General features: G+C 67.8%; 15 protein-coding genes. 9 read left to right on the top strand and 6 right to left on the bottom strand.

Going from position 1 to position 19,202, the window contains the following annotated elements:
- Positions 1-27: 27 nt before the first annotated feature.
- Complete coding sequence (locus tag ABZ297_RS10150) at positions 28-2,274, bottom strand: histidine kinase (protein WP_355342414.1); 2,247 nt, start codon at positions 2,272-2,274, stop codon at positions 28-30.
- A gap of 301 nt (positions 2,275-2,575) precedes the next feature.
- Between ABZ297_RS10150 and ABZ297_RS10145 the strand changes: the two genes are divergently transcribed.
- The gene (locus ABZ297_RS10145; RefSeq protein ID WP_355342411.1) at positions 2,576-2,698 is read left to right on the top strand and encodes a hypothetical protein; all 123 of its coding nucleotides are present in this window, start codon (positions 2,576-2,578) and stop codon (positions 2,696-2,698) included.
- Between the two features lie 288 nt (positions 2,699-2,986).
- Here ABZ297_RS10145 and ABZ297_RS10140 read toward each other — a convergent pair whose 3' ends face one another.
- Positions 2,987-5,251: a TOMM precursor leader peptide-binding protein gene (locus ABZ297_RS10140; protein WP_355342408.1), complete on the bottom strand. Its 2,265-nt coding sequence runs from the start codon at positions 5,249-5,251 to the stop codon at positions 2,987-2,989.
- 17 nt (positions 5,252-5,268) lie between these two features.
- Positions 5,269-5,535: a hypothetical protein gene (locus ABZ297_RS10135; protein ID WP_355342405.1), complete on the bottom strand. Its 267-nt coding sequence runs from the start codon at positions 5,533-5,535 to the stop codon at positions 5,269-5,271.
- Positions 5,536-5,753: 218 nt separating this feature from the next.
- Between ABZ297_RS10135 and ABZ297_RS10130 the strand changes: the two genes are divergently transcribed.
- Positions 5,754-6,467, top strand: a complete 714-nt coding sequence (locus tag ABZ297_RS10130; RefSeq protein WP_355342402.1) for an AraC family transcriptional regulator — start codon at positions 5,754-5,756, stop codon at positions 6,465-6,467.
- A gap of 404 nt (positions 6,468-6,871) precedes the next feature.
- Here the strand turns inward: ABZ297_RS10130 and ABZ297_RS10125 are convergent, their stop codons facing one another.
- A complete protein-coding gene (locus ABZ297_RS10125; protein ID WP_355342399.1) occupies positions 6,872-8,413 on the bottom strand; it encodes an acyl-CoA carboxylase subunit beta in 1,542 nt (513 codons plus the stop codon).
- A gap of 370 nt (positions 8,414-8,783) precedes the next feature.
- Here ABZ297_RS10125 and ABZ297_RS10120 point away from each other — a divergent pair, with 370 nt between their 5' ends.
- A complete protein-coding gene (locus ABZ297_RS10120; protein ID WP_355342396.1) occupies positions 8,784-9,260 on the top strand; it encodes a hypothetical protein in 477 nt (158 codons plus the stop codon).
- 54 nt (positions 9,261-9,314) lie between these two features.
- Here ABZ297_RS10120 and ABZ297_RS10115 read toward each other — a convergent pair whose 3' ends face one another.
- Positions 9,315-10,946: a PQQ-binding-like beta-propeller repeat protein gene (locus ABZ297_RS10115; protein WP_355342393.1), complete on the bottom strand. Its 1,632-nt coding sequence runs from the start codon at positions 10,944-10,946 to the stop codon at positions 9,315-9,317.
- A 286-nt stretch (positions 10,947-11,232) separates the two neighbouring features.
- Between ABZ297_RS10115 and ABZ297_RS10110 the strand changes: the two genes are divergently transcribed.
- The 3 genes from ABZ297_RS10110 (at position 11,233) to ABZ297_RS10100 (ending at position 14,758) form a co-directional block, all read left to right on the top strand.
- Positions 11,233-12,072, top strand: coding sequence for an aldo/keto reductase (locus tag ABZ297_RS10110; RefSeq protein WP_355342390.1), 840 nt, complete (start codon positions 11,233-11,235; stop codon positions 12,070-12,072).
- A 258-nt stretch (positions 12,073-12,330) separates the two neighbouring features.
- Positions 12,331-12,885 (top strand): peroxidase-related enzyme, encoded by a 555-nt coding sequence (locus ABZ297_RS10105; RefSeq protein WP_355342387.1) that lies wholly within the window; start codon positions 12,331-12,333, stop codon positions 12,883-12,885.
- A gap of 304 nt (positions 12,886-13,189) precedes the next feature.
- A complete protein-coding gene (locus ABZ297_RS10100; protein WP_355342384.1) occupies positions 13,190-14,758 on the top strand; it encodes an NAD(P)-binding domain-containing protein in 1,569 nt (522 codons plus the stop codon).
- Here the strand turns inward: ABZ297_RS10100 and ABZ297_RS10095 are convergent.
- Positions 14,741-15,889 (bottom strand): glutamate--cysteine ligase, encoded by a 1,149-nt coding sequence (locus ABZ297_RS10095; RefSeq protein WP_355342381.1) that lies wholly within the window; start codon positions 15,887-15,889, stop codon positions 14,741-14,743. The two genes, ABZ297_RS10100 and ABZ297_RS10095, sit on opposite strands and share 18 nt — an antisense overlap.
- A gap of 607 nt (positions 15,890-16,496) precedes the next feature.
- Between ABZ297_RS10095 and ABZ297_RS10090 the strand changes: the two genes are divergently transcribed.
- The 3 genes from ABZ297_RS10090 to ABZ297_RS10080 all read left to right on the top strand — a co-directional run bounded on the left by ABZ297_RS10090 (position 16,497) and on the right by ABZ297_RS10080 (position 19,197).
- Positions 16,497-17,459: an alpha/beta hydrolase gene (locus tag ABZ297_RS10090; protein ID WP_355342378.1), complete on the top strand. Its 963-nt coding sequence runs from the start codon at positions 16,497-16,499 to the stop codon at positions 17,457-17,459.
- Positions 17,460-17,738: 279 nt separating this feature from the next.
- Complete coding sequence (locus tag ABZ297_RS10085; RefSeq protein ID WP_355342375.1) at positions 17,739-18,107, top strand: hypothetical protein; 369 nt, start codon at positions 17,739-17,741, stop codon at positions 18,105-18,107.
- 13 nt (positions 18,108-18,120) lie between these two features.
- Complete coding sequence (locus tag ABZ297_RS10080) at positions 18,121-19,197, top strand: hypothetical protein (protein ID WP_355342372.1); 1,077 nt, start codon at positions 18,121-18,123, stop codon at positions 19,195-19,197.
- Positions 19,198-19,202: the final 5 nt, after the last annotated feature.

Genomic DNA, 19,202 nt, shown 5'->3' with positions numbered 1-19,202 from the left:
CGAATTACCCCGGCCGACCAAGGAAGATTATTGATATACCGACCGCAGGTCACGCATGACAGCAAAAGGTAACTCGGCAGTGAGGTGGAACCAATCCCCCTCCGTCTCCACCCGCAAGCTGCCGTTGATGGCCTCCACGCGCGCCCGGACATGCTCCAACAAGTCCTCATTGCTTTCGGCCCGGGGTGCGCCGTCGTGTGAGACGCACAGCCGCACACCGCCGCCGTCCCCGAGGGTCGCCGCGACGACGCAACGGCGCACACCGCCCGGCCGCACCACGCTGGTGATCGCATCACGGAGCACCATGGCGAGCGCCACACCGGACTCCTCTGGGAGCGGGCCGCAAGCGATGTTCACCCGCGCCTCGATTCCCGCTGCCGACAACGCCGCACGGGTCGACTCGACCTCCGTCGCCAACGACACATGCCGATACCCGCTCGCCGTGGAGCGCACCTCGGCCACCAGCCGGCGCGCCGCCGCCAGAACTTCCATGATGTGCTCCTGCGCGCGTCCCGGCTCGGTCAGCGTGAGACTGTGAGCCACGCCGCAGTTCCACATGATCGTAAAAAGATCACGATCCAGCAAATCGTTCACCTTGCGGGCCACCCCTAGCCGTTCCTGCGTCACGGCCAGGCGAACGATCTCGTCCCTGGTCGCCCGAAGCTCCGAGACCACCGCGGACAGCGACGTGAGCCCGTAGATCGCCAGCCCGGCCTGCAGGGTCGAAATCGCCAGATATCCCAGCAACACCGTCTCGTCCCCGATGGCCAGGGCGACGACCGGAACGGCTCCCCCCACGGCCGCGTACAGCCACCATCGCCGGCTTCCGCGCAGAACCAGCAGGATCGAGCCGGCGAGGAAGCCCGCCATCGCCCCCCACAGCGCGCCCACCCATATCACCGAAACGAACGACGCCACCGCCTGGATCGAAAGTGTCGCCACGCGGAGAAGGTCCGGCCAGGCGCGAGGGCCGAAGAACGTGTGCGCGAACTGGGTGAAGAAAAGGACGGCCAGGCAGATCCCCACACCTAATGTGAAGCCCGCGGGATTCCGCCAGAGAATGTTCGTGATCAAGATGGGGATATAACCCAGTAAAACCGCCAATGTCAGGAGATTGGCGGCTCCAGGAACCCATCTGACAGAGCTTTGCCAGGAGAGATCGGCGAGTTTTCCGCCACCGAGGTCACGTTGCGGCGCCAACGCCTCGGCCGGTACGTCGGACAACCGAATCTCGGCGAGGAGGCGAAACCAGCAGTCCTCCCGGCTCACCGTGATCCGCCCGCCGATCTCAGCCAGCCGCGAGGTCAGATTATCGAGCCCGCTGCCGCCCGCTGAAACCGTCTCGGAATTGACCCCGTCGTTTGCCACGCGCAGCCATACGAGACCATCACGCACGCCGCCTGCAATATCGCATTGACGCGCCTTGCTGTGGCGTAATACATTGGTTATGGCTTCGCGCAGCACAATGGCCAGCACCGAATCGACTGTTTCGGGAAGGTCGCCGCAGCGAACGTCCATCCGAACCTCGATCTGCGCCGCCGAGAGCGTCGACTCGATCGATCTGACCTCTCCCGCCAACGACAACTTCTGATCGCCCATCGGAATCATCCGCAGGGCCGCGGTCGCCCAGCGAGCGATCCACAGGGCCTCCCACATCACCTCCTTGGCCCGTTCCGGCGAGGCCGGCAACAGCCGGTGCGCGAGCTCGTTCTTCAGAGTGAACGCCAGCAGATCGTGCCCGACCACGTCATGCAGATCTCTGGCGATGCGCACCCGCTCGCCGGCCGCCGCCATCCGGCCCAGCGAACTGCGGCCGCCTTCCAACTCCTCCGCGAGCGTGGCCAGGAAACTCAGGCCGTAGAAAACCAGGCCGTGCACGAGGGTGAACGCAAGAACAAAAACAATGTTGATTGCGCCCAGTCCGTACGCGAAGAACAGCACGGGGTTGGCGATGCACACCAGAGCGCATAAGAGCCAGCCGTACGGGGCGGGGACGACAAGGAGCACGGACGACGCCAGGAGCGGCACTATGGCGGAGGCCTGCGGGCCGATCCAGAGGGCCGGGGCGAACACCACGACCGCCAGCGTCGCCACGGAGGCGATTCGGGCACTGAGCGGCCAGCGCCACGGCTTCCCGAAAGAGTGCGCGATCTGCAACCCGAACGCCACGGCCATACAGGCGCCGAAAGCCACGACTTCAGGAACCCGCGCCGCGTCCCGGCCTATGCCGTTGAGCGTGTTCAGGATCGCATCGAGGGCGAACCCGAAGAGCACTCCAGCGGTAACCATCAGGGCCAGTCGCGGCGCCGGCACCGTGGGGCCACCGTTTCGCCGCACTCGGGAGACCAGGGAGAAGAGCCGACTTAAGGGGGTAAATCGGATTAATCGGACATCTCGTGCCCCCGTCACGAGACTCTTGGTCATTCCTGCCCCTTCCGACCCCGGCGAATCGGCGCAGCCTCAGTCGAAGATGAGGCTATATCAGGCCGATCGACTGGACTAGAGCGTGTCTTACAAGTGATCACGACAGGTGTTGTCAGATCTTTGTTCTCGATGAGACGTGATAAAATTACCGATGAAGACCGGTGTGCTGATGGAGCGGTTACTGCCCGCCATAGGCGGTAAAGGTCGTCCGTGGTGTGATTATCGCCAGCTCATCGACGGCATCGTGGGGCGGCTGCCGACCGGCGCGCCGTGACGCGACATCCTCGAAAAGCCGCAGCTGCACCAGCCTGGGGCTACAACCAGCGCAACCTGGTCGAACGGTGCTTCGGCACGCTCAAGCGACGGGCGGCGATCGCCACCCGCTTCGACAACTCGCCGGCCGCTGCCACGCCATCATCCGCTGCCTGATGCTCTCACTCCGCCACGCGGAATTTCAGACACGTTCCAGCCCGATAGTGGGCCGCCGAAAAGGTCAGCACATTTCGGTAATGGCACGCTCGCCCACATTCCCGGCGAAAGCCCGAGGCCGGGGAGAATGCCGTCAAAGGAACAACGGAATCGGGTTGAGCTCGTCGTACGAGGTCGCCTTCTCGAGGCGGCCGAGACGGACCGGCACGTCGTAGAGCCTGCCTTCGGCGAATCTCGCCCAGAAGTGCCGGAGGCCGGGAACGATGACCTTCACGACAGGCATGCCGATGTCGGGGCGCGTCTGGTCCAGGACGAGGAGCTCGGAGCCCATCTGATCGACCAGGCCGCGGACATGGTCGATGTCGTCGCGCAGATCGGCGCGTGGCACGTACTGATAGTCGGGCCTGCGCCGTGCGGGCTGCAGGGGGTCGGGCAGGAGGTAGGGGTGCGCCGCCGTCGTCGCCGTCTGCCACCAGTCCAGGAGGTGCGGATCGGCCGCGCCGTACCCGGTTCCGTCGGCCTTGGCCCCGGCCACAGCGGGCAGCAGCTGCCCGAGTTCGGTGAGAGCCCGCCGGACGGCGACATGCGGATCGACATGAGCTCCGAACCCGAGCATGAGGTCCTCGGCCGGTTTGTCCACCCGCTGGGAGATCGCCGCCATCGCCGCGATGCCCAGGTCGGTGGTCAGATCGAGCACCCAGAGACGCCGGCCCGCTTCGGCGTAGCGTTCGCGGAGGTCGATGATCCACGCGTCGTCGAACGAGGCGAGGTCGACCTCCGGTTGGCGCGTGCGGTTGTACCACCACAGGGCCACCGCGTCCCGCTCCACGAGTTCAAGGAACCCCTGGAGGATCGCGTCCTCCAGGCTCGAGCCTGCGGCGTTTCCGTTGGAGTCCGCCCACAGCGGGGCGGGAGCCGCGTCACCGCGGAAATAGAGCACGTCGGTGGGGAGAAAGCGGTGCCGGCCTGTCGTCAGCGACCACACCGGCGTCCATTCCACAACCGCCGTTTCGTCGAAGGGCTCCGGCACCTGGTGGAACGACGTGGCGGACGCGTTCCAGCGCTCGCGCTCGCCGAACTGGCGAGGATGGAAGAGCTGGTAGTCGTTGGGATGCAGGGCCTGGGGGCCGAGACCACGAAGAGTGTCGAGCACCGTCTCCTCGTCCCCGAAGCGGGAGGCGCAGTACCGCTCCACCGCTTCGCAGAGGGCTCCCACCTTGGCCTCGATGTCGCTCGCCCCTTTGCCGCCGCTCCGCGACCGAAGCCCCGCCCTGGCCGCTTCGAGGCGGTCCGATCGCAGCGCTCGGTTGTGTCCCGCGAGGTAGGAGTGCAGAAATGCGGGCGCACGAGAGTCGCGCCGGATCTCCCCCGTGACGCCCGTCACGGGATCCGCCAGGTGGCCGTACCGCTGCCACACCTGCTCGGCGGAGAGTGACCTGTGACCGTTGCCGAGCCCGGACGAGGTGGCCTTGAGCCGAGGCCGCACGACGATCGGCGCTCTGGCCTGAGCGGCCACCATCGTCGGATCCCCGCATGAAGGACATTGCGGCCGACGCTCCACAACGTGTCGCCGGCTCTCCAATGTGGTGGTGTCCAGCGTCCACAGGACGCCGGCCAGGTCGTCCCGCTCCCCCGCCAGCCACTTGGCCGCTTGCAGGACCACGAGCTGGATGCCGATCATGCGCGTCGCGGGGAGCGAGGCCAGCGGAGGGCGGACGGAGCCTGTCCCGCCCAGCTCGCGCCGCACGCAGCTCTCCCCCTGCCGGTGCTCACGCAACCGGCCGGCCAGGCAGGACCAGCACGGCCCCACCTTCGGATCGAAGACCGGGCCGATCCAGTGAACGGCGCCGGAGGTGACGGCGGGAAGCCAGGCTCGCCCCAGCGCGAGGTGCCGCGTGTTGATCCCGTCCAGTTCCTGATCAAGGTAGTCGTCGCAGAGGACCAGCGAGAGATCCGCGGCGCCCACGCCGTCTCCCCTGCTCAGCCCCATCGCCCGGCAGGCGTCCTCGACCTGCTCCGCGTCGGCCTTCCCGACACGCACGATCTCCACGCTCGCCTGATCGACCTGGTCTCCGTCGAGCCCGGCCAGGTCCCAGTAGGCCTCGGCCTCGGTGTCGCGCGTCGGCGAGGAGTGGCGGAAGCCGATGAGGTTCGCCTTCGAAAGCCGGCCGAGCATCTGGCCGAGCTCTTCGGACGAGCACGTGGGTGCGAGGGCTTCCCGCACTTCGGCCAAGGTCCTGGTGCCGTCGAGCAGGGTGGCGACCGCGTGCGCGTGCGTCCCCGACAGGGCGAACGTCCCGGAGGGGGAGACGAGATAGACCGATCCTCCGGAAGTCAGCTCAACCCGTACATGGCGCCTGAAGGTGATACACGGGTCTGCGGTGCGCCTGGCGTCCATCGCGCCGCGTCAGGCATTCACCTGAACGACGGGATGGCCATGACCTGTTCGCTCGGGTGGTCGAGGTCCTCGACTCTGATGGAGACCTCATCCATGAACCCCATCCGGAGTTCGGGCGCCTCTTCCTCGCTACGGACGAAAATGCCGAACCGGGCCAGCGTGCCTACCGGATCTGCGCGATAGTCGTCCGCGAGCCGCGGTTCGGTCCACGCACGCATGACCAGCTCGGCGAACCGCCAGTCCTGTTCCTTGATCTTGTCTGCACGCGTGTTGACAGCGGCCATGTGCCGGCTCCTCGGATTTCGTCGGCTATGACAACCAGGATTGTGCGTCAGCCGCTACGACGGGAAAAGTTATAGATTCACGATTCCATATGTGAATTTTTCACACCCGGCTCGTGAATCTCTCTATAGAACACGACAAAAGGTGCATACTAGACTCCGTTGCACGAGCTTCCACCCGTTGACACAGCCAGGACGGAGGCTGAGATGGACACGGTGAGATGGACACGGTGAGTGAAGAATCCATTAAAGCCGTCATCGCAATGCTCCATGAGAATCTGAGCGAAGAGGTAACGGTCGATGACATGGCGCACGTCGCCAGGTTCAGCAAGTTCCACTTCTCTCGCATTTTCCAACGGGCAACCGGAGTTTCGCCGGGACGGTTCCTTTCCGCTCTCCGCCTGCAGAAAGCCAAGCGACTCCTGCTGGAAACGTCGCACAGCGTGACAGAAATTTGCCACATAGTGGGCTATTCCGCGGTGGGAACGTTCAGCTCCAGGTTCAAGAGCATGGTCGGGATGGCGCCGGTGGACTATCGGCAGAACGGCGGATTCCGGCCGGCGCCACCGGTGAGCATCGGGCCGGCGGTCATCCGTGGCGTCATCACGGTCACGCCGGAGGCACGGGACGACCCCATGTTCATCGGAGTCTTCCCGCGCCGCATCCCCGAAGGGCTGCCCGTGCTGCCCACGATGATTCCGCAGGCCGGGCCGTTCGAACTCAGCGGCGTCGCGCCCAACGACTGCTATGTGCTGGCCCGGTCCTTCCCGAGGCACGGCATCGGGTCGATCGCGGTGTACGGTCCGATCTCCGCACGGCCTGAATCACCTGCGAACATCGTCCTCCGGCTCAGGCGGATAGAGGAAGTGGATCCCCCGATCCTCCCCGCCCTCCTCGACCGGGAGTCATCGAAGGCGGTCGGCCTCCCCGTATAGCCGCACCCGCCTCGGCAGGCCGTGCGGCCGTCGCTGTGGCCGCGTCGTTCCTGTGTTCGTCAGCTGTTCGTCAGCTGTTCGTCAGCACGAAGCCTCCGCGAGGATGTCCGTTCGGCGCCTCTGGCGCGGTGCCGGTGGGCGGCCCACGGCCGAGAACTCTTCCGGGCCGTACCAGGTGCCGGCCCCCGTGGAAGAGCGGTCGCCACGCCCTCGGCCCAACCGCCTGACCGGTCGTCGCCGGCCTGCCTGTCGACGACCAGGCCGGCACGGTCACGGACCGAGGCATGACTGCGGAGACCGCGGGCGAACAGGTCATCACAACGGGCGCCCCGTTCGCCTGACGTCTCCGGGCGGTCGACTCGCCGGCAGTCTTGCCCGGCGGCGCCTACCGCGGCAACTCTTGACTACAGCGGGATGTTGCCGTGCTTGCGTTGTGGCTGCGCCTGCCGCTTGTTCCTCAGCATGGCCAGTCCGCGCGCGACCGCGGCCCGGGTCTCCGCCGGGTCGATCACGTCGTCCACGAGGCCCCGCTCGGCCGCGTAGTAGGGATGCATGAGCTGCTCGGCGTACTCGCTGGTCAGGTCGGCCCGCAGGCCCTCCGGATCGGCGGCAGCCACCAGTTCCTTACGGAAAAGGACGTTCACCGCGCCCTGCGCGCCCATGACCGCGATCTCGTTGGTGGGCCACGCCAGCGACAGGTCGCTGCCGATGGAACGCGAGTCCATGACGATGTACGCCCCGCCGTACGCTTTGCGCAGGATGACCTGGATGCGCGGCACGGTCGCCTCGCAGTAGGCGTACAGCAGCTTGGCGCCGTGCCGGATGATTCCGGCGTGCTCCTGGTCGGTGCCGGGAAGGAATCCAGGGACGTCGACCAGCGTCACGATCGGGATGTTGAAGGCATCACAGAACCGCACGAACCGGGCGGCCTTCTGCGACGCGGCGACGTCGAGCACACCCGCGAGCACCATGGGCTGGTTGCCGACCACGCCGACCACCTCGCCGTCGACACGGGCGAGGACGCAGACGACGTTCTGCGCCCAGATCTCGTGCACCTCGATGAACTCCCCGTCGTCGACCAGCTCAGCGATGACCGCGCGCATGTCGTACGGCTTGTGCGACTCGACGGGGACGATCTCGGCGAGCCAGGGACGGTGGTCGGCGGCCGCCCCTCTGGACGGCAGGCTGGGCGGCGGGTCCAGGTTGTTGCTGGGGAGCAGGGAGACCAGGTAGCGCACGTCGTCCAGACAGCTCTCCTCGTCGTCGTAGACCAGCGTCGCCACTCCGGTGCGACGGCCATGGACGTCGGCGCCCCCGAGATCCTCGTGGCTGACGCGCTGACCGCTGACCGCCTCGACCACGTCGGGCCCGGTCAGGTACATCCTCGCCACGTCACGGACCATGAAGGTGAAGTCGGCGAGGGCCGGAGAGTAGGCCGCTCCTCCGGCGCACGGCCCGAGAACGACGCTGATCTGCGGGATGACGCCAGAGGCCTGGACGTTGCGGCGGAAGAGCCCGCCGTACCCGTCGAGGGACATGACGCCTTCCTGGATCCGCGCTCCCCCGCTGTCGTTGAGCCCGATGACGGGGGCTCCGGCAGCGATCGCCAGGTCCATGACCTTGTGAATCTTCGCGGCGTGCGCCTGGCCCAGCGAGCCGCCGAACACCGTGAAGTCCTGGGCGTACACGAAGACCCTGCGGCCGTCGATCGTGCCGGAGCCCGCGATCACGCCGTCGGTGTACGGCCGGTTCTCGCCGAGCTTCATTCCGTGGGCCTGGTGGCGGCGGTACATCTCGACCTCGACGAACGACCCGTCGTCCAGCAGGAGGTCGAGCCGCTCGCGGGCGGTCCGCTTGCCGAGCGCCCGCTGCCTGGCCACCGCGTCGCGCGACCCGGCGGCGATCTCGTGACGAAGCCGGCCGTGCCGCTCGCGTAGCGAGGCCATCGTCCGCGGTTCCTCCCTTTCGGAGGGCTCTCGGAGTGCTTCCGGCGTACTGGACTGCTGGTCAGCCAGCATTACAGATACCTCGCTAAATGGGGATCATGGGCGGGAGTCATCGCTCAAGCGTGCCCGTACGGAGATCCCCATGTCTTCTCCGGTTGTGCCGACGCGAGCAGACAAAGCAATTCCAAAGAAACCACTGTGCGGACTGAGCTGCTAAATTAAGCCAGATTTGGTCAGCTAAAGGAAATTTCGGGCAGTCCCGATACGGAGGTTTCCCATGGCTGCTGGAGCGGCTGCCGCGCATAATCATCCGCAACGAATCGGATCACTTAACGGGCGGTACCACAGAATCGGCCTCAACATTTTCCTGGTGGTCGTGGTGGCCCACTGGGCCGAGCACGTCGCGCAGGCCATCCAGGTCTACGTGCTCGGCTGGCCGCTGCCCGACGCGCTCGGCGTGCTCGGGGAGTTCTTCCCCTGGCTGGTGAGGTCCGAGTGGATGCACTACGGCTACGCCCTGCTCATGCTCGTCGGGCTCGTCGCGCTCCGTAGAGGTTTCACCGGCCGGGCCCGTACCTGGTGGAACATTTCGCTGGGCATCCAGATATGGCACCACTTCGAGCACCTGCTCCTGCTCCTGCAGGCGCTGACGCATCACAACCTTCTCGGCCGCCCGGCGCCGACCAGCATTCTGCAGCTCGTCTTCCCGCGCATGGAGCTGCACCTGTTCTACAACGCGGTCGTCTTCGTCCCGATGGTGGTGGCGATGATCCTGCACCGCCGTCCGCGAGAGTCGGAGCGCGCGAACATGGTGTGCGCGTGCGCCTCCTCCCCCTCGTACGGGTAGTTCGTTCGGTGCAGCCGCTGCGCCGGTGGGGACCGCCCTACGCGCCGGGGAGCATCAGCGCGTCCCGGACGTAGGGGGCGATGTGCTCGCGGTGCTCTGGGAGAGGCCGGTCGCGTCGAGGCGGTAGGCGACGATCTCGGCCTTCTCGCCGGGGAGTTGCGGCCAGCCACCGGCCGCGAGCAGGGTGTCCCCCTGGACCGCCACCGGCGAGTTCGACGTGGCCGGCAGCTTCGCCTGCCAGACCTCCTGGCCCGTCCTGGTGTTCAGCGCGTGAACCGTTCCGTCGAACGTCGTGGTGAAGACGAGGTCGTTGGACACCGTCGCCGCGCCGTACGGTGACTGGCCGAACGGGTGCGTCCACTTGATCGCGCCGGTGGCCAGGTCGATCGCGACCAGCTCACCCGTCGCCTCGTCGAACGGCGGAAAGTCGGGCACAACCTGGTTCGTCCACTTCGCGGCGTAGTTGTTCACCGCGGCGTACACGGTCGTGTCGTCCACGGCGATCGGCGCCGGAATGCCGCCGAGCACGCCGGGATAGACCGTGAACGGCATCTGCGGCAGCTTCGAGTACTCGCCCCTGAGGGCGAGCAGGTTGTCGTCGTCATGCCCGTTGTGCTTGCCCACCGGTGTCTTCCACAGCAGCTCGCCGGTGCGCTGGTCGTAGGCGTAGACGTAGCCCAGCTTGCCCGAGGCGAGCACCGTCGGCCTGTCGCCCACACGGGTCAGGACCGGGGAGTTCTGCAGGTCCCAGTCGTAGATGTCGTGGGGAAGCGGCTGCTGGTACCACAGCGGCCTGCCCGTCGTCCGGTCGAGTTTGACGAGGGAGTTGGTGTAGAGATTCGGGCCCGGCCGGCTTGAGCCCCACGGGTACTCCTCCGTGCCGAGGAAGGGCCCCGGGTTGCCGATGGAGACGTAGAGGTCGCCCTTCGCGTCGAAGCCGGGCGGATGCCACAGTCCACCGCCGGAGTTGATCTCCGGCTTGCCCCAGAGGTCGGTCGGGACCGTGTCCCACTTCCACTTGGCACGGCCGGTACCGGCGTCCAGCGCCCAGAGCACGCCGACGGCGTCGCCTGAGAAGAAGGTGTCGGGGTTGCCGGGGACCGTGGACACGTAGACGGTGTGGTCGTTGAAGCCGGGGGCCATGTCGATGCCCTCGTTCTTGTTGCGTACGAGTGGCTTGCTCCAGATCTCCGCACCCGTCCGCGCGTCGAGCGCGAACGCGGACGTGACGGTCGCGCCGTACACCCTGCCGTCGCCGACGTTCACGCCGTTGGGGCCGCTGCTGGGCGAGTTGTACATCTTCGTCCACAGCAGCCGGCCGGTGCGCAGCTCGATCGCGTAGACGTTCGAGCCGAGATCCTGCGTGTACACGACGCCGTCTGCCACGACGGGAGTCGTCGCGTAGGAGCCGGCCCAGCGGTCCGAAGGCGCTTTGATCGGCACCGACCAGGCGACGCCGAGGCGCGACACCGACCTGGAGTCGATCGGACTGCGGACGCGTCGGGTGTTCGCCTTGTTCCCGTTGGGTGCCGACCACGTCGGCGCGAGGCCGTTCTCACCCGGAGTGTCCGCCGTCGCCGGCGTGAACACACCGGCGCCCATGGTGCCGACGATGACCGCGCCCGCGGCGACGACGCACAGCAGCCGGGCGACCGGCCGGGTGCCGCGAGTCTGGTTCGATGGCATCCGACCCCTCCTCTTGTCTCGATCCACGAGCGCTGAGGAAAGGCTCGGCGCTTTTCCAGCGGCACGTTACCGCTCGGCCCGGTCGGCGCCTTCTTCTCGATTGCGATATTCACCGGCCACGCCGCCCGCCCGCGGCGCCGATGGCCGTAGCCGTGCTGACGTCGATCGCGGGCGATGGTGACGTTGTCGGCGTGGCGCACAGCGCACTCGCGCCGGGGGCGCAGAGCGACCGCAGGGGGCTGTCGGGGACTTTCTGGCCTGGGCTCCCGCGTCTACGGTGGAGGTCATGGTTCCGATGATCACTCTCAACGACCAGAGCACCCTCCCGCAGCTCGGCTTCGGGACGGCCCTCATCCCACTGGACCAGACCGCCGACGTCGTCGGCCAGGCGCTCCAGGCGGGTTACCGGCACATCGACACCGGGCAGTTGTACGGCAACGAGCAGGGAGTCGGCACCGCCATCGCCGCATCCGGCATCCCGCGCGAGGAGCTGTACGTCACCAGCAAGCTCAGTACCGGCGACCACCGTCCGGACGACGTGCGCCGTTCCTTCGACAAGACCCTGGAGAGGCTCGGCCTGGACCGGCTCGACTTCTTCCTGATCCACTGGCCGCTGCCCACGCGCTACGACGGCGACTACGTCTCGACCTGGAAGGCCGTCACCGACCTGGTCGCCGACGGCCGGCTGCGCACGGCGGGCGTGTCGAACTTCGAGCCCGCGCACCTGGACCGCGTCATCGCCGATACCGGGCTGGTGCCCGCGGTGAACCAGATCGAGGCGCACCCGTACTTCGCCAACGACACCGTCCGCGAGGCCTCGCGCCGGCACGGCATCGCGGTTGAGGCGTGGGGGCCGCTCGGGCAGGGCGCGGTGCTCGGCAACGAACTGCTCGGCAAGATCGCCGCCGCCCACGGCAAGACCATCTCGCAGGTCACGCTGCGCTGGCATATCCAGCGCGGGGACGTCGTCTTCCCGAAGACGACGTCGCGCAAGCGGATGGAGGAGAACCTCGACCTGTTCGGCTTCTCCCTGTCCGCGGAGGAGGTCGAGGCGATCAACTCACTCGACCAGGGTGAGGCGGGCCGCCGCGGGCCGCATCCGGACACCTTCGACTACGTCCCGTAGTGACCTCCCGCCCCGCTCACGCCCTCCCCGCCGAGGGCCGGCCAGGTCTTGCGTCCTGAGCATCGTTGCGAGGCGCTCCCGGTGGCCGCGAGGGGCGCCTCGGCTGAGCGGCGTGCGCGCCGACGCGGGCGGTGCGGGTGCCGTGGCCGTACCTGAGTTCGGGCCGTCGGAGGCCCCGACCTAACACACACCACAAGATGCGGCGGAGAAACGAAAGACCAACGCTATAAGTATCCAAACTTCCACGAAGGGGTACTCATGGCTTTTATCTCCCTTAACTCCGACGAACCGGGAATTCGCAGTCTTTTTCTGTATCGTCCGGAGACCGCCCGCCCGTTGAACGAACTGGTGGAGGTACTGCTGTGCGGAGAGAGCTCCCTGTCCCGCGGAGAACGGGAGCTGATCGCGGCATACGTGTCGTCGCTGAACGAATGCCGGTTCTGCTTCTCCACCCACGCGGCGATCGCCGCCGCCCACCTCGACGAGGGCATGCCGCTGGTGGAGCAGGCCTGCGTCAACCTGAGCGCGGCGCCGGTCTCCGGGAAGATCCGGGCGCTGATGGACATCGCGGGCGCGGTGCAGCAGAGCGGCAATGCGGTCACCGAGCAGCACGTCGCCGCCGCCCGGGCCCTGGGGGCCACCGACATGGAGATCCACGACACCGTGCTGATCGCGGCCGCCTTCTGCATGTTCAACCGTTATGTGGACGGCCTGGCCACCTACGCCCCGGACGACCCCGCCGTCTACGCCGAGCGGGCGAAGCGGTCCGACGGTTATGTGGCAGGACTGACCGAATTGCAGGGCCAGGCCTGAGCGCCCCCGTTAGCAGGGGGTGCGGGACCGTAAAGGGCGACCATTAAAGCCGCTTTATCGCGTAATTTGGGAATAATTCGCCTATTGCTCGATCTGCGCCAAATGAGGGTTGACTTGGCCACGGTGATCGCTCACGCTGCGCGTGAAGTGTTCCGTCGCCCATCCCTTAAGGAGTGTCCATGGCGCATGTCACGCTGGGCTGTGATCAGCCGGGCGTTCCCGGCCCCTTCAGCCGTCGGCCGCAGAGCGCACGTCCCATGCGCGAGCGGCCCGGGGTGCCCGGCGAGCCGGGGCCGCGATGCCCATGACCGCGACCATCGCTCACCGTTATCTGATCATCGGCGCGGGGCCGGCCGGGTTGCAGCTCAGCTACTTCCTGCAGCGGGCCGGGGCCGACTACCTCACCCTGGAGCGTGACGCCGCCCCGGCGTCCTTCTTCCGCCGCTATCCGCGGCACCGTCGCCTGATCTCGCTGAACAAGGTGCACACCGCCCAGGACGATCCCGAGATCAAGCTGCGCTGGGACTGGAACTCCCTGCTCAACGACGCGCCCGAGCTGCTGTTCCCCCGCTACTCGAAGGAGTACTTCCCGAGCGCGGACGACCTGGTCGGCTACCTCGCCGACTTCCAGCGCGAGCACAAGCTCAACGTGCGTTTCCGCACACCGGTGGACCTGATCGAGAAGGTCGGCGGACGGTTCGCCGTGCACGCCGCCGGCCAGGTGTTCCACGCGGAGTGCGTCATCATGGCGACCGGCTGGGGCGGGCCGAACATCCCCGACATCCCCGGCATCGAGCTCGCCACCGGATATGAGGACATGCCGACGAGCGGGGAGGAGTTCGCCGACCAACGGGTGCTGATCATCGGCAAGGGCAACTCGGCGTTCGAGACCGCCCAGGCCCTGCTCCCGCACGCCGCCGTCATCCATCTCGCCAGCCCGCATCCCGTCCGGCTGTCCTGGACGAGCAAGCATCCCGGGGACGTGCGCGGCCAGTACGGCGCGCTGCTCGACAGCTACTGGTTCAAGACGCTCCACGGTGTGCTCGAATGCGACATCGACCGGATCTGGCGTGAGGATGACACGTTCAAGGCCGCCATCACCTACACCCTGGCCGAGGGCGAGCGGGCGCTGCTGGAGTACGACGCGGTGTTGCGGTGCACCGGCTTCCGGATGGACACCGGCCCCTTCGCCGACTCGTGCCGGCCCGAGCTCGCTCCGAACGGGCGGATCCCGGCGCTCGGCCCCGACTGGCAGTCGGTCAACGTCGACGGGCTCTACTTCGCGGGCACGCTGATGCAGGGTCGCGACTTCAAACGCGCGTCGTCCGCGTTCATCGACGGCTTCCGCTACAACCTGCGGACGATGTCGAGGCTGCTCACCGAGCGCTACGAGCAGGCGCCGCTCGACCACCAGGAGCTCCCGGCCGACCCCGACAGGCTGGCCGGCACGATGCTCGACCGGGTCAACCACAGCTCGGCGCTGTGGACCCAGTTCGAGTACCTGTGCGACGCGTACGTGGTCGACCCGGCCACCCGGCAGGTCCGGCACTACGAGGACCTGCCCGAGGACTACGCGGTCGAGCGATTCGCCGGCGAGGCCCAGGTCTTCACCGTCACCCTGAGGTGGGGCCGCCAGGACTACGGCGACGTCTTCGCCATCCAGCGCCACCCCACCCCGGACCGGGCCGAGGAGAGCGCCTTCCTGCATCCGGTCATCCGCCACTGGCGCCGCGGGGACCTGGCCGCCGAACGCCACCTCCTGGAAGACCTGCTCGCCGCATGGCGTCATCCCGTACGGCACGTGCAGCCGCTGTGCACGTTCCTGGCGCACGAGCTGGCCCCGCGGGACGGCGCGTCAGCCGAGAACTCCTGACGTGGTCTGCTCCACCAGATAGTCGACCACGTCGGCGGGCCGCCCCCGTTCGGCGAGGGCGGCCCGCTGACGTGCCGCCCCCGTGCCGGCCGCGCGCAGCCACGCCAGCCGCTCGGTCACCATCTCCAGGTCGCCGGTCTCCTCCAGAGCCGGCCGGCTGTGCCGGACGAGCGCGTCGAGCAGGTCGCCGGCGGTCAGCAGCTCGCCGGTGGCAGGGGAGATGCCGTACCCGTCCAGGCCGTCGCGGGCGGCCCGCCAGTACGCCACGCGCAGGAGCTCGGCCGACAGCTGTGGGCCGGGGTCGCCGGCCGCGACCCGCCCCAGCGCGGTCACCACCAGCGCCCGCACCACGGCGGCGAGCAGAGCCGACTCCTCCGCGGTGGCGGGCACGTCGGTCACCCGGATCTCCAGCGTCGGCAGCCGGGAGGACGGCCGGACGTCCCAGAAGATCGTTCCCGGGTCCACCAGCGCGCCCACCTCGGTCAGCCTGCCGACCAGCTCGTCGAACTCGGCCAGCGAGGAGAAGTACGGCGGGGGCCCCGCGACCGGCCACTTGGTCCAGCAGAGCGTGCGCCAGCTCGCGTAGCCGGTGTCACGGCCGGTCCACATCGGGGAGTTGGCCGTCATCGCGATCAGGACGGGCAGCCACGGCCGCAGATGGTTGGAGACGAGCACCGCCTTCTCCCGGTCGGGCAGGTGCACGTGGACGTGCCCGGCGCAGATGGCCTGCTCGTCGTGGAGCGATCGGTAGGTCGCGATCCCGATCTCGTACCGGGGGTGATCGGTGATCAGCGGCGGGACGACGTCGCCCAGCACCGGGGTGCCCGAGGCCACCACCGCCAGCCCGCGCTCCCGGGCCGCCGCCGCCGTGGCCGCGCGCATGCGCCGCACCTGTTCTTCCAGGTCGGACAGGTCGGCGCGCGGCGGCGTCTTGGCCTCCACCTGGAACCGGGTGATCTCGGTGCTCGTCCGCTCCCCCAGCTCCTTCGCGGCCTGCGCGATCACCTCTGCGGCCTGCGGAGACACCTCGCGCGTCAGGGGGTCGACGACCAGGTACTCCTCCTCCACCCCCACCAGCGGGCGGACGGCGTCGAAGGGGGCTGGCTGCGGGGATTCGGCGGTCTCCGTCATCGCTGCTCCGAAGGTGAGGGCTCGGCGTTGACCATCAACGTGCTCCGCCGCAACCGTACGTCAAGTCCGCGCACAATGATCTCAGTCGCGCCCCGAGGAACGTCGACCTCGCACATTGTTAGAAGCTCTAACCGCAACCTGGTGAACGCGCGATCAGTTTCTCATCGCCGATTGTCACGCCGAGGCCGACCTCAGGGAAATAGCAGGCCCTGAGAAGGCCGCCGATCCGGATTACGGAGTCTTCTGGGGAGGCGCTCCCGTCTCATGGACTGAGACGTCGTGGTGGGTCCGCAGGCCCGGCAGAGAGCACGATCGAAGAAGACGGCAAGATCTCCGGTCGTGCAGGATTCACTCGGACACATGACGCCAAGCGACCGGCGGCCTCCGCTGCTGCCACCCCCCAGCCTTGGTGTTGGTGGTGCGCGCCGACCGGTAATGGGCGCATTGCGGAAGTGAGCTCATGCCGCCGAAAGCTGGATGGTCACGTGGTTCTCTGCTCATGGAAAGGGAACTGGACATGCCGCTAGAGGAAACAACCGCGCGCGTTACCGTACAAGCACCGAGACCAAGGCTGCGCGTCACGAGACTGGGGCGAGCCGCCATCAGCGTGTTTGTCGCCCTGGTGGCCCTGTTCACCATGACCGCCGGCGCCGACGCCAGCGGAACGCCCAAAGAGCCCTCGACCGGCCCGGCGCTCTTCGCCCCCGGGTTCACGCATGGGAAGGTCGCCGTGGACGGCGGCACCCTCCACTACGTCATCGGCGGGTCGGGCCCGGCCATCGTGCTCCTGCACGGTTGGCCGCAGACGTGGTTGATATGGCGTCAAGTGATGCCCGAGCTCGCCCGCAAGCACACCGTGATCGCGTTCGACCTGCCGGGGCTGGGAGACTCCTCCATACCGACCGGCGGCTACGACAAGGTCACCACCGCACAGCGGATTCACCAGGCCGTCAAACGTCTGGGCTTCAACCAGGTGGCGCTGCTCGGCCACGACCTCGGCGCCCTGGTCGCATACCCCTACGCACGCGACTTCCCGACCGAGGTGACCCGGCTCGCCGCGATCGAGACGCCGCTGGCCGGCTTCGGTCTTGAGGAGCTGTACGGGTTGAGCTGGCACTTCCGGTTCAACTCCTCCCCAGCGCCGATTCCCGAGCAGATCATGGACAACGACGACGTCCCGACCTACCTCGGCATGATGTTCGACTTCAGTTACCGCCGGGACGCCGTGGATCGCGAGCCCTTCTACGCGGCCTATGCGGACCCGGCCAGGCGGACCGCGGGGTACGGGTACTACCGGGCGTTCGCCGGGGACGCGGAGAACAACAAGGCCAACGCGGCGAAGCGGCTGCCCATGCCAGTGCTGGGGATCGGTGGGCAGTATTCGTTCGGGCCCGGCGTCGCCGACTCCTTCCGCAAGGTCGCCGACGACGTTCGCGCGGCGGTGGCACCCGACTCCGGGCATTTCGTCCCCGAGGAGAATCCGAGCTTCCTGGTCGATTGCGCAGGCCTCTTCTTCGGCACCGAGAACACCACGCCGCCCCGGCCCGAACTCGCCGGCTGCGCACGGTAGCGCCGGGCACTCATCCGAGCCACCTGACCAGAGGCCGTACGCCGGCCTCTGGTCAGGCCTTTGCGCAGGCCTTCAACTGAAGCGGAGCCGACGGGGACCCGGTCCCGGGCGTGCCTTGCCAGGAGCCGCAAGCGTTCACGGTCGAGCACGTTGGAAGAAGAACTTCGCCGCCCCGATCATCACAATTGTGTGGTGATCCGTCCACATGCGCGACGCGAGAGTTCGCCGTGGTTCTTCGCAGTCTTGGGGCTCGTTGCGGGCTTTCTTCTCTTCCTCGCAGTGCCGAGTGTCATGCCCGCCATCCGGGCCGCCCGGACGGACGGGACGCCTGGCGTCTTCACGGCGGAGAGGCTCGACTGCGTCTATCACGGCCCGCACGAGCAGTGCACCTGGCTGGGCGACTTCCGCGCGGACAGCGGGGAGCGGCGGCAGGTCTCCCTGTACGGCAGCGACAGGGACACGCTCCACGTCGGCCAGCAGACCAAGGCTTTCGACGTCGGCCGGTCGAGCCGCGTATACGGCCCCGGGGGCTCCAACGAGTGGGTGTTCACCGCGCTGCTGCTCGCCGCGGGCCTCTCACTGCTCGTCTACGCGGTGAGGCGGCTCGCTCCGCGGAGTGCGCATTCCGACAGAAGCCCCGTCGCGTGAACAGCCTCATCCTGTGGGTGAACTGCCGCGACACCGCACTCCGGCCGCCATCTCGCCGCAGCGCCGGGCGCGACTGCGGACCACCCCCTCGCCGGAGGAGATCACGATGGCACGTCCAAGGAGCATGCCCGACCGCGAGGCCCTTCATCCCGCCCCCGCGACGTCCACCTTCGTCAACGGCGCCTTCCCTCGCAGGCGCTGGCTGGTCGTGCTGCTCAGCGCGCTCGGAGGCTTCCTGCTGACCGTCTTCTGGTCGGCGCAGTTCGTCGACCAGGAGATCGGCGACAGCGTCGCCAACGCGCTGCTCGGGCACGACGCGAAGGCGACACCGATCGCGGGAATGGCTGCGGGCATCACGTTCGCGTTCGTTTCCGGGCTGGCCGGCACGTTCACCGCCTGCAACGTCGCCGCGCTCAGCGCGGTGGCGCCCCTGCTCGGCGCCGGCGGCAGCCGCTGGGGGCGGCTGCTGCGCACGCTGAAGCCGCTGGGCTGGCTGTCGGTCGGCATGCTCGTGGTCTCCGCCACATACGGCGCGATCGTCGGGCTGGTCGGCACCCGCATGCCGCAGTTCTCGACCGCCCAGAACGTCGCCGGAAGCCTTTCGCCGCGCAGCATCCAGTCGATGGCCGTCTTCGGAGTGATCGGGCTCGTGATGCTGTACCTGGGCCTCGCGGCGCTCGGCATCGTGCCCGACCCCTTCGCCCGGATCGCCGCGCGCTTCCCGAACGTCCCTATGGTCTTCATGGGCGCGTTGATCGGCGGATTCCTGATCGGGCGCCCCTTCCCCCTGTTCCGGCAGATGTTCCGCGATGCGGCCGACAGCGGGAACCCGCTCTACGGCGCGGTCGCCTTCAGCCTGCAGTCGCTCGGGAACATCGTCATCATGTCGGTGCTGTTCCTCGCCCTGACCGTCGTCGCAAATGGTCGGCCGCAGCGGTGGCTGGCCGCGAAGCCGAGCCGGGTCGCCGTCCTGACGGCCTCGGCCCTCATCGTCGCGGGCGCCTTCACCTTCCTCTACTGGGACGTACGACTGCTCGCCGGACGGGGGATCATCCCGTGGTACCCGATCGTGGACTGGTTCCCGTCGTAGGGCAC

It is taken from the genome of Nonomuraea sp. NPDC005983 (genome assembly GCF_040614375.1).
In the GTDB taxonomy this organism is placed as follows: domain Bacteria; phylum Actinomycetota; class Actinomycetes; order Streptosporangiales; family Streptosporangiaceae; genus Nonomuraea.
This window is presented reverse-complemented; position numbering and strand designations above follow the sequence as displayed.

Excerpts from the sequence above, each read along its gene's own strand:
- ABZ297_RS10145 (WP_355342411.1), top strand. The coding sequence starts at position 2,576 with ATGAAGACCGGTGTGCTGATGGAGCGGTTACTGCCCGCCATAGGCGGT.
- ABZ297_RS10140 (WP_355342408.1), bottom strand. The coding sequence starts at position 5,251 with ATGGACGCCAGGCGCACCGCAGACCCGTGTATCACCTTCAGGCGCCAT.
- ABZ297_RS10135 (WP_355342405.1), bottom strand. The coding sequence starts at position 5,535 with ATGGCCGCTGTCAACACGCGTGCAGACAAGATCAAGGAACAGGACTGG.
- ABZ297_RS10130 (WP_355342402.1), top strand. The coding sequence starts at position 5,754 with ATGGACACGGTGAGTGAAGAATCCATTAAAGCCGTCATCGCAATGCTC.
- ABZ297_RS10125 (WP_355342399.1), bottom strand. The coding sequence starts at position 8,413 with ATGGCCTCGCTACGCGAGCGGCACGGCCGGCTTCGTCACGAGATCGCC.
- ABZ297_RS10115 (WP_355342393.1), bottom strand. The coding sequence starts at position 10,946 with ATGCCATCGAACCAGACTCGCGGCACCCGGCCGGTCGCCCGGCTGCTG.
- ABZ297_RS10110 (WP_355342390.1), top strand. The coding sequence starts at position 11,233 with ATGGTTCCGATGATCACTCTCAACGACCAGAGCACCCTCCCGCAGCTC.
- ABZ297_RS10105 (WP_355342387.1), top strand. The coding sequence starts at position 12,331 with ATGGCTTTTATCTCCCTTAACTCCGACGAACCGGGAATTCGCAGTCTT.
- ABZ297_RS10100 (WP_355342384.1), top strand. The coding sequence starts at position 13,190 with ATGACCGCGACCATCGCTCACCGTTATCTGATCATCGGCGCGGGGCCG.
- ABZ297_RS10095 (WP_355342381.1), bottom strand. The coding sequence starts at position 15,889 with ATGACGGAGACCGCCGAATCCCCGCAGCCAGCCCCCTTCGACGCCGTC.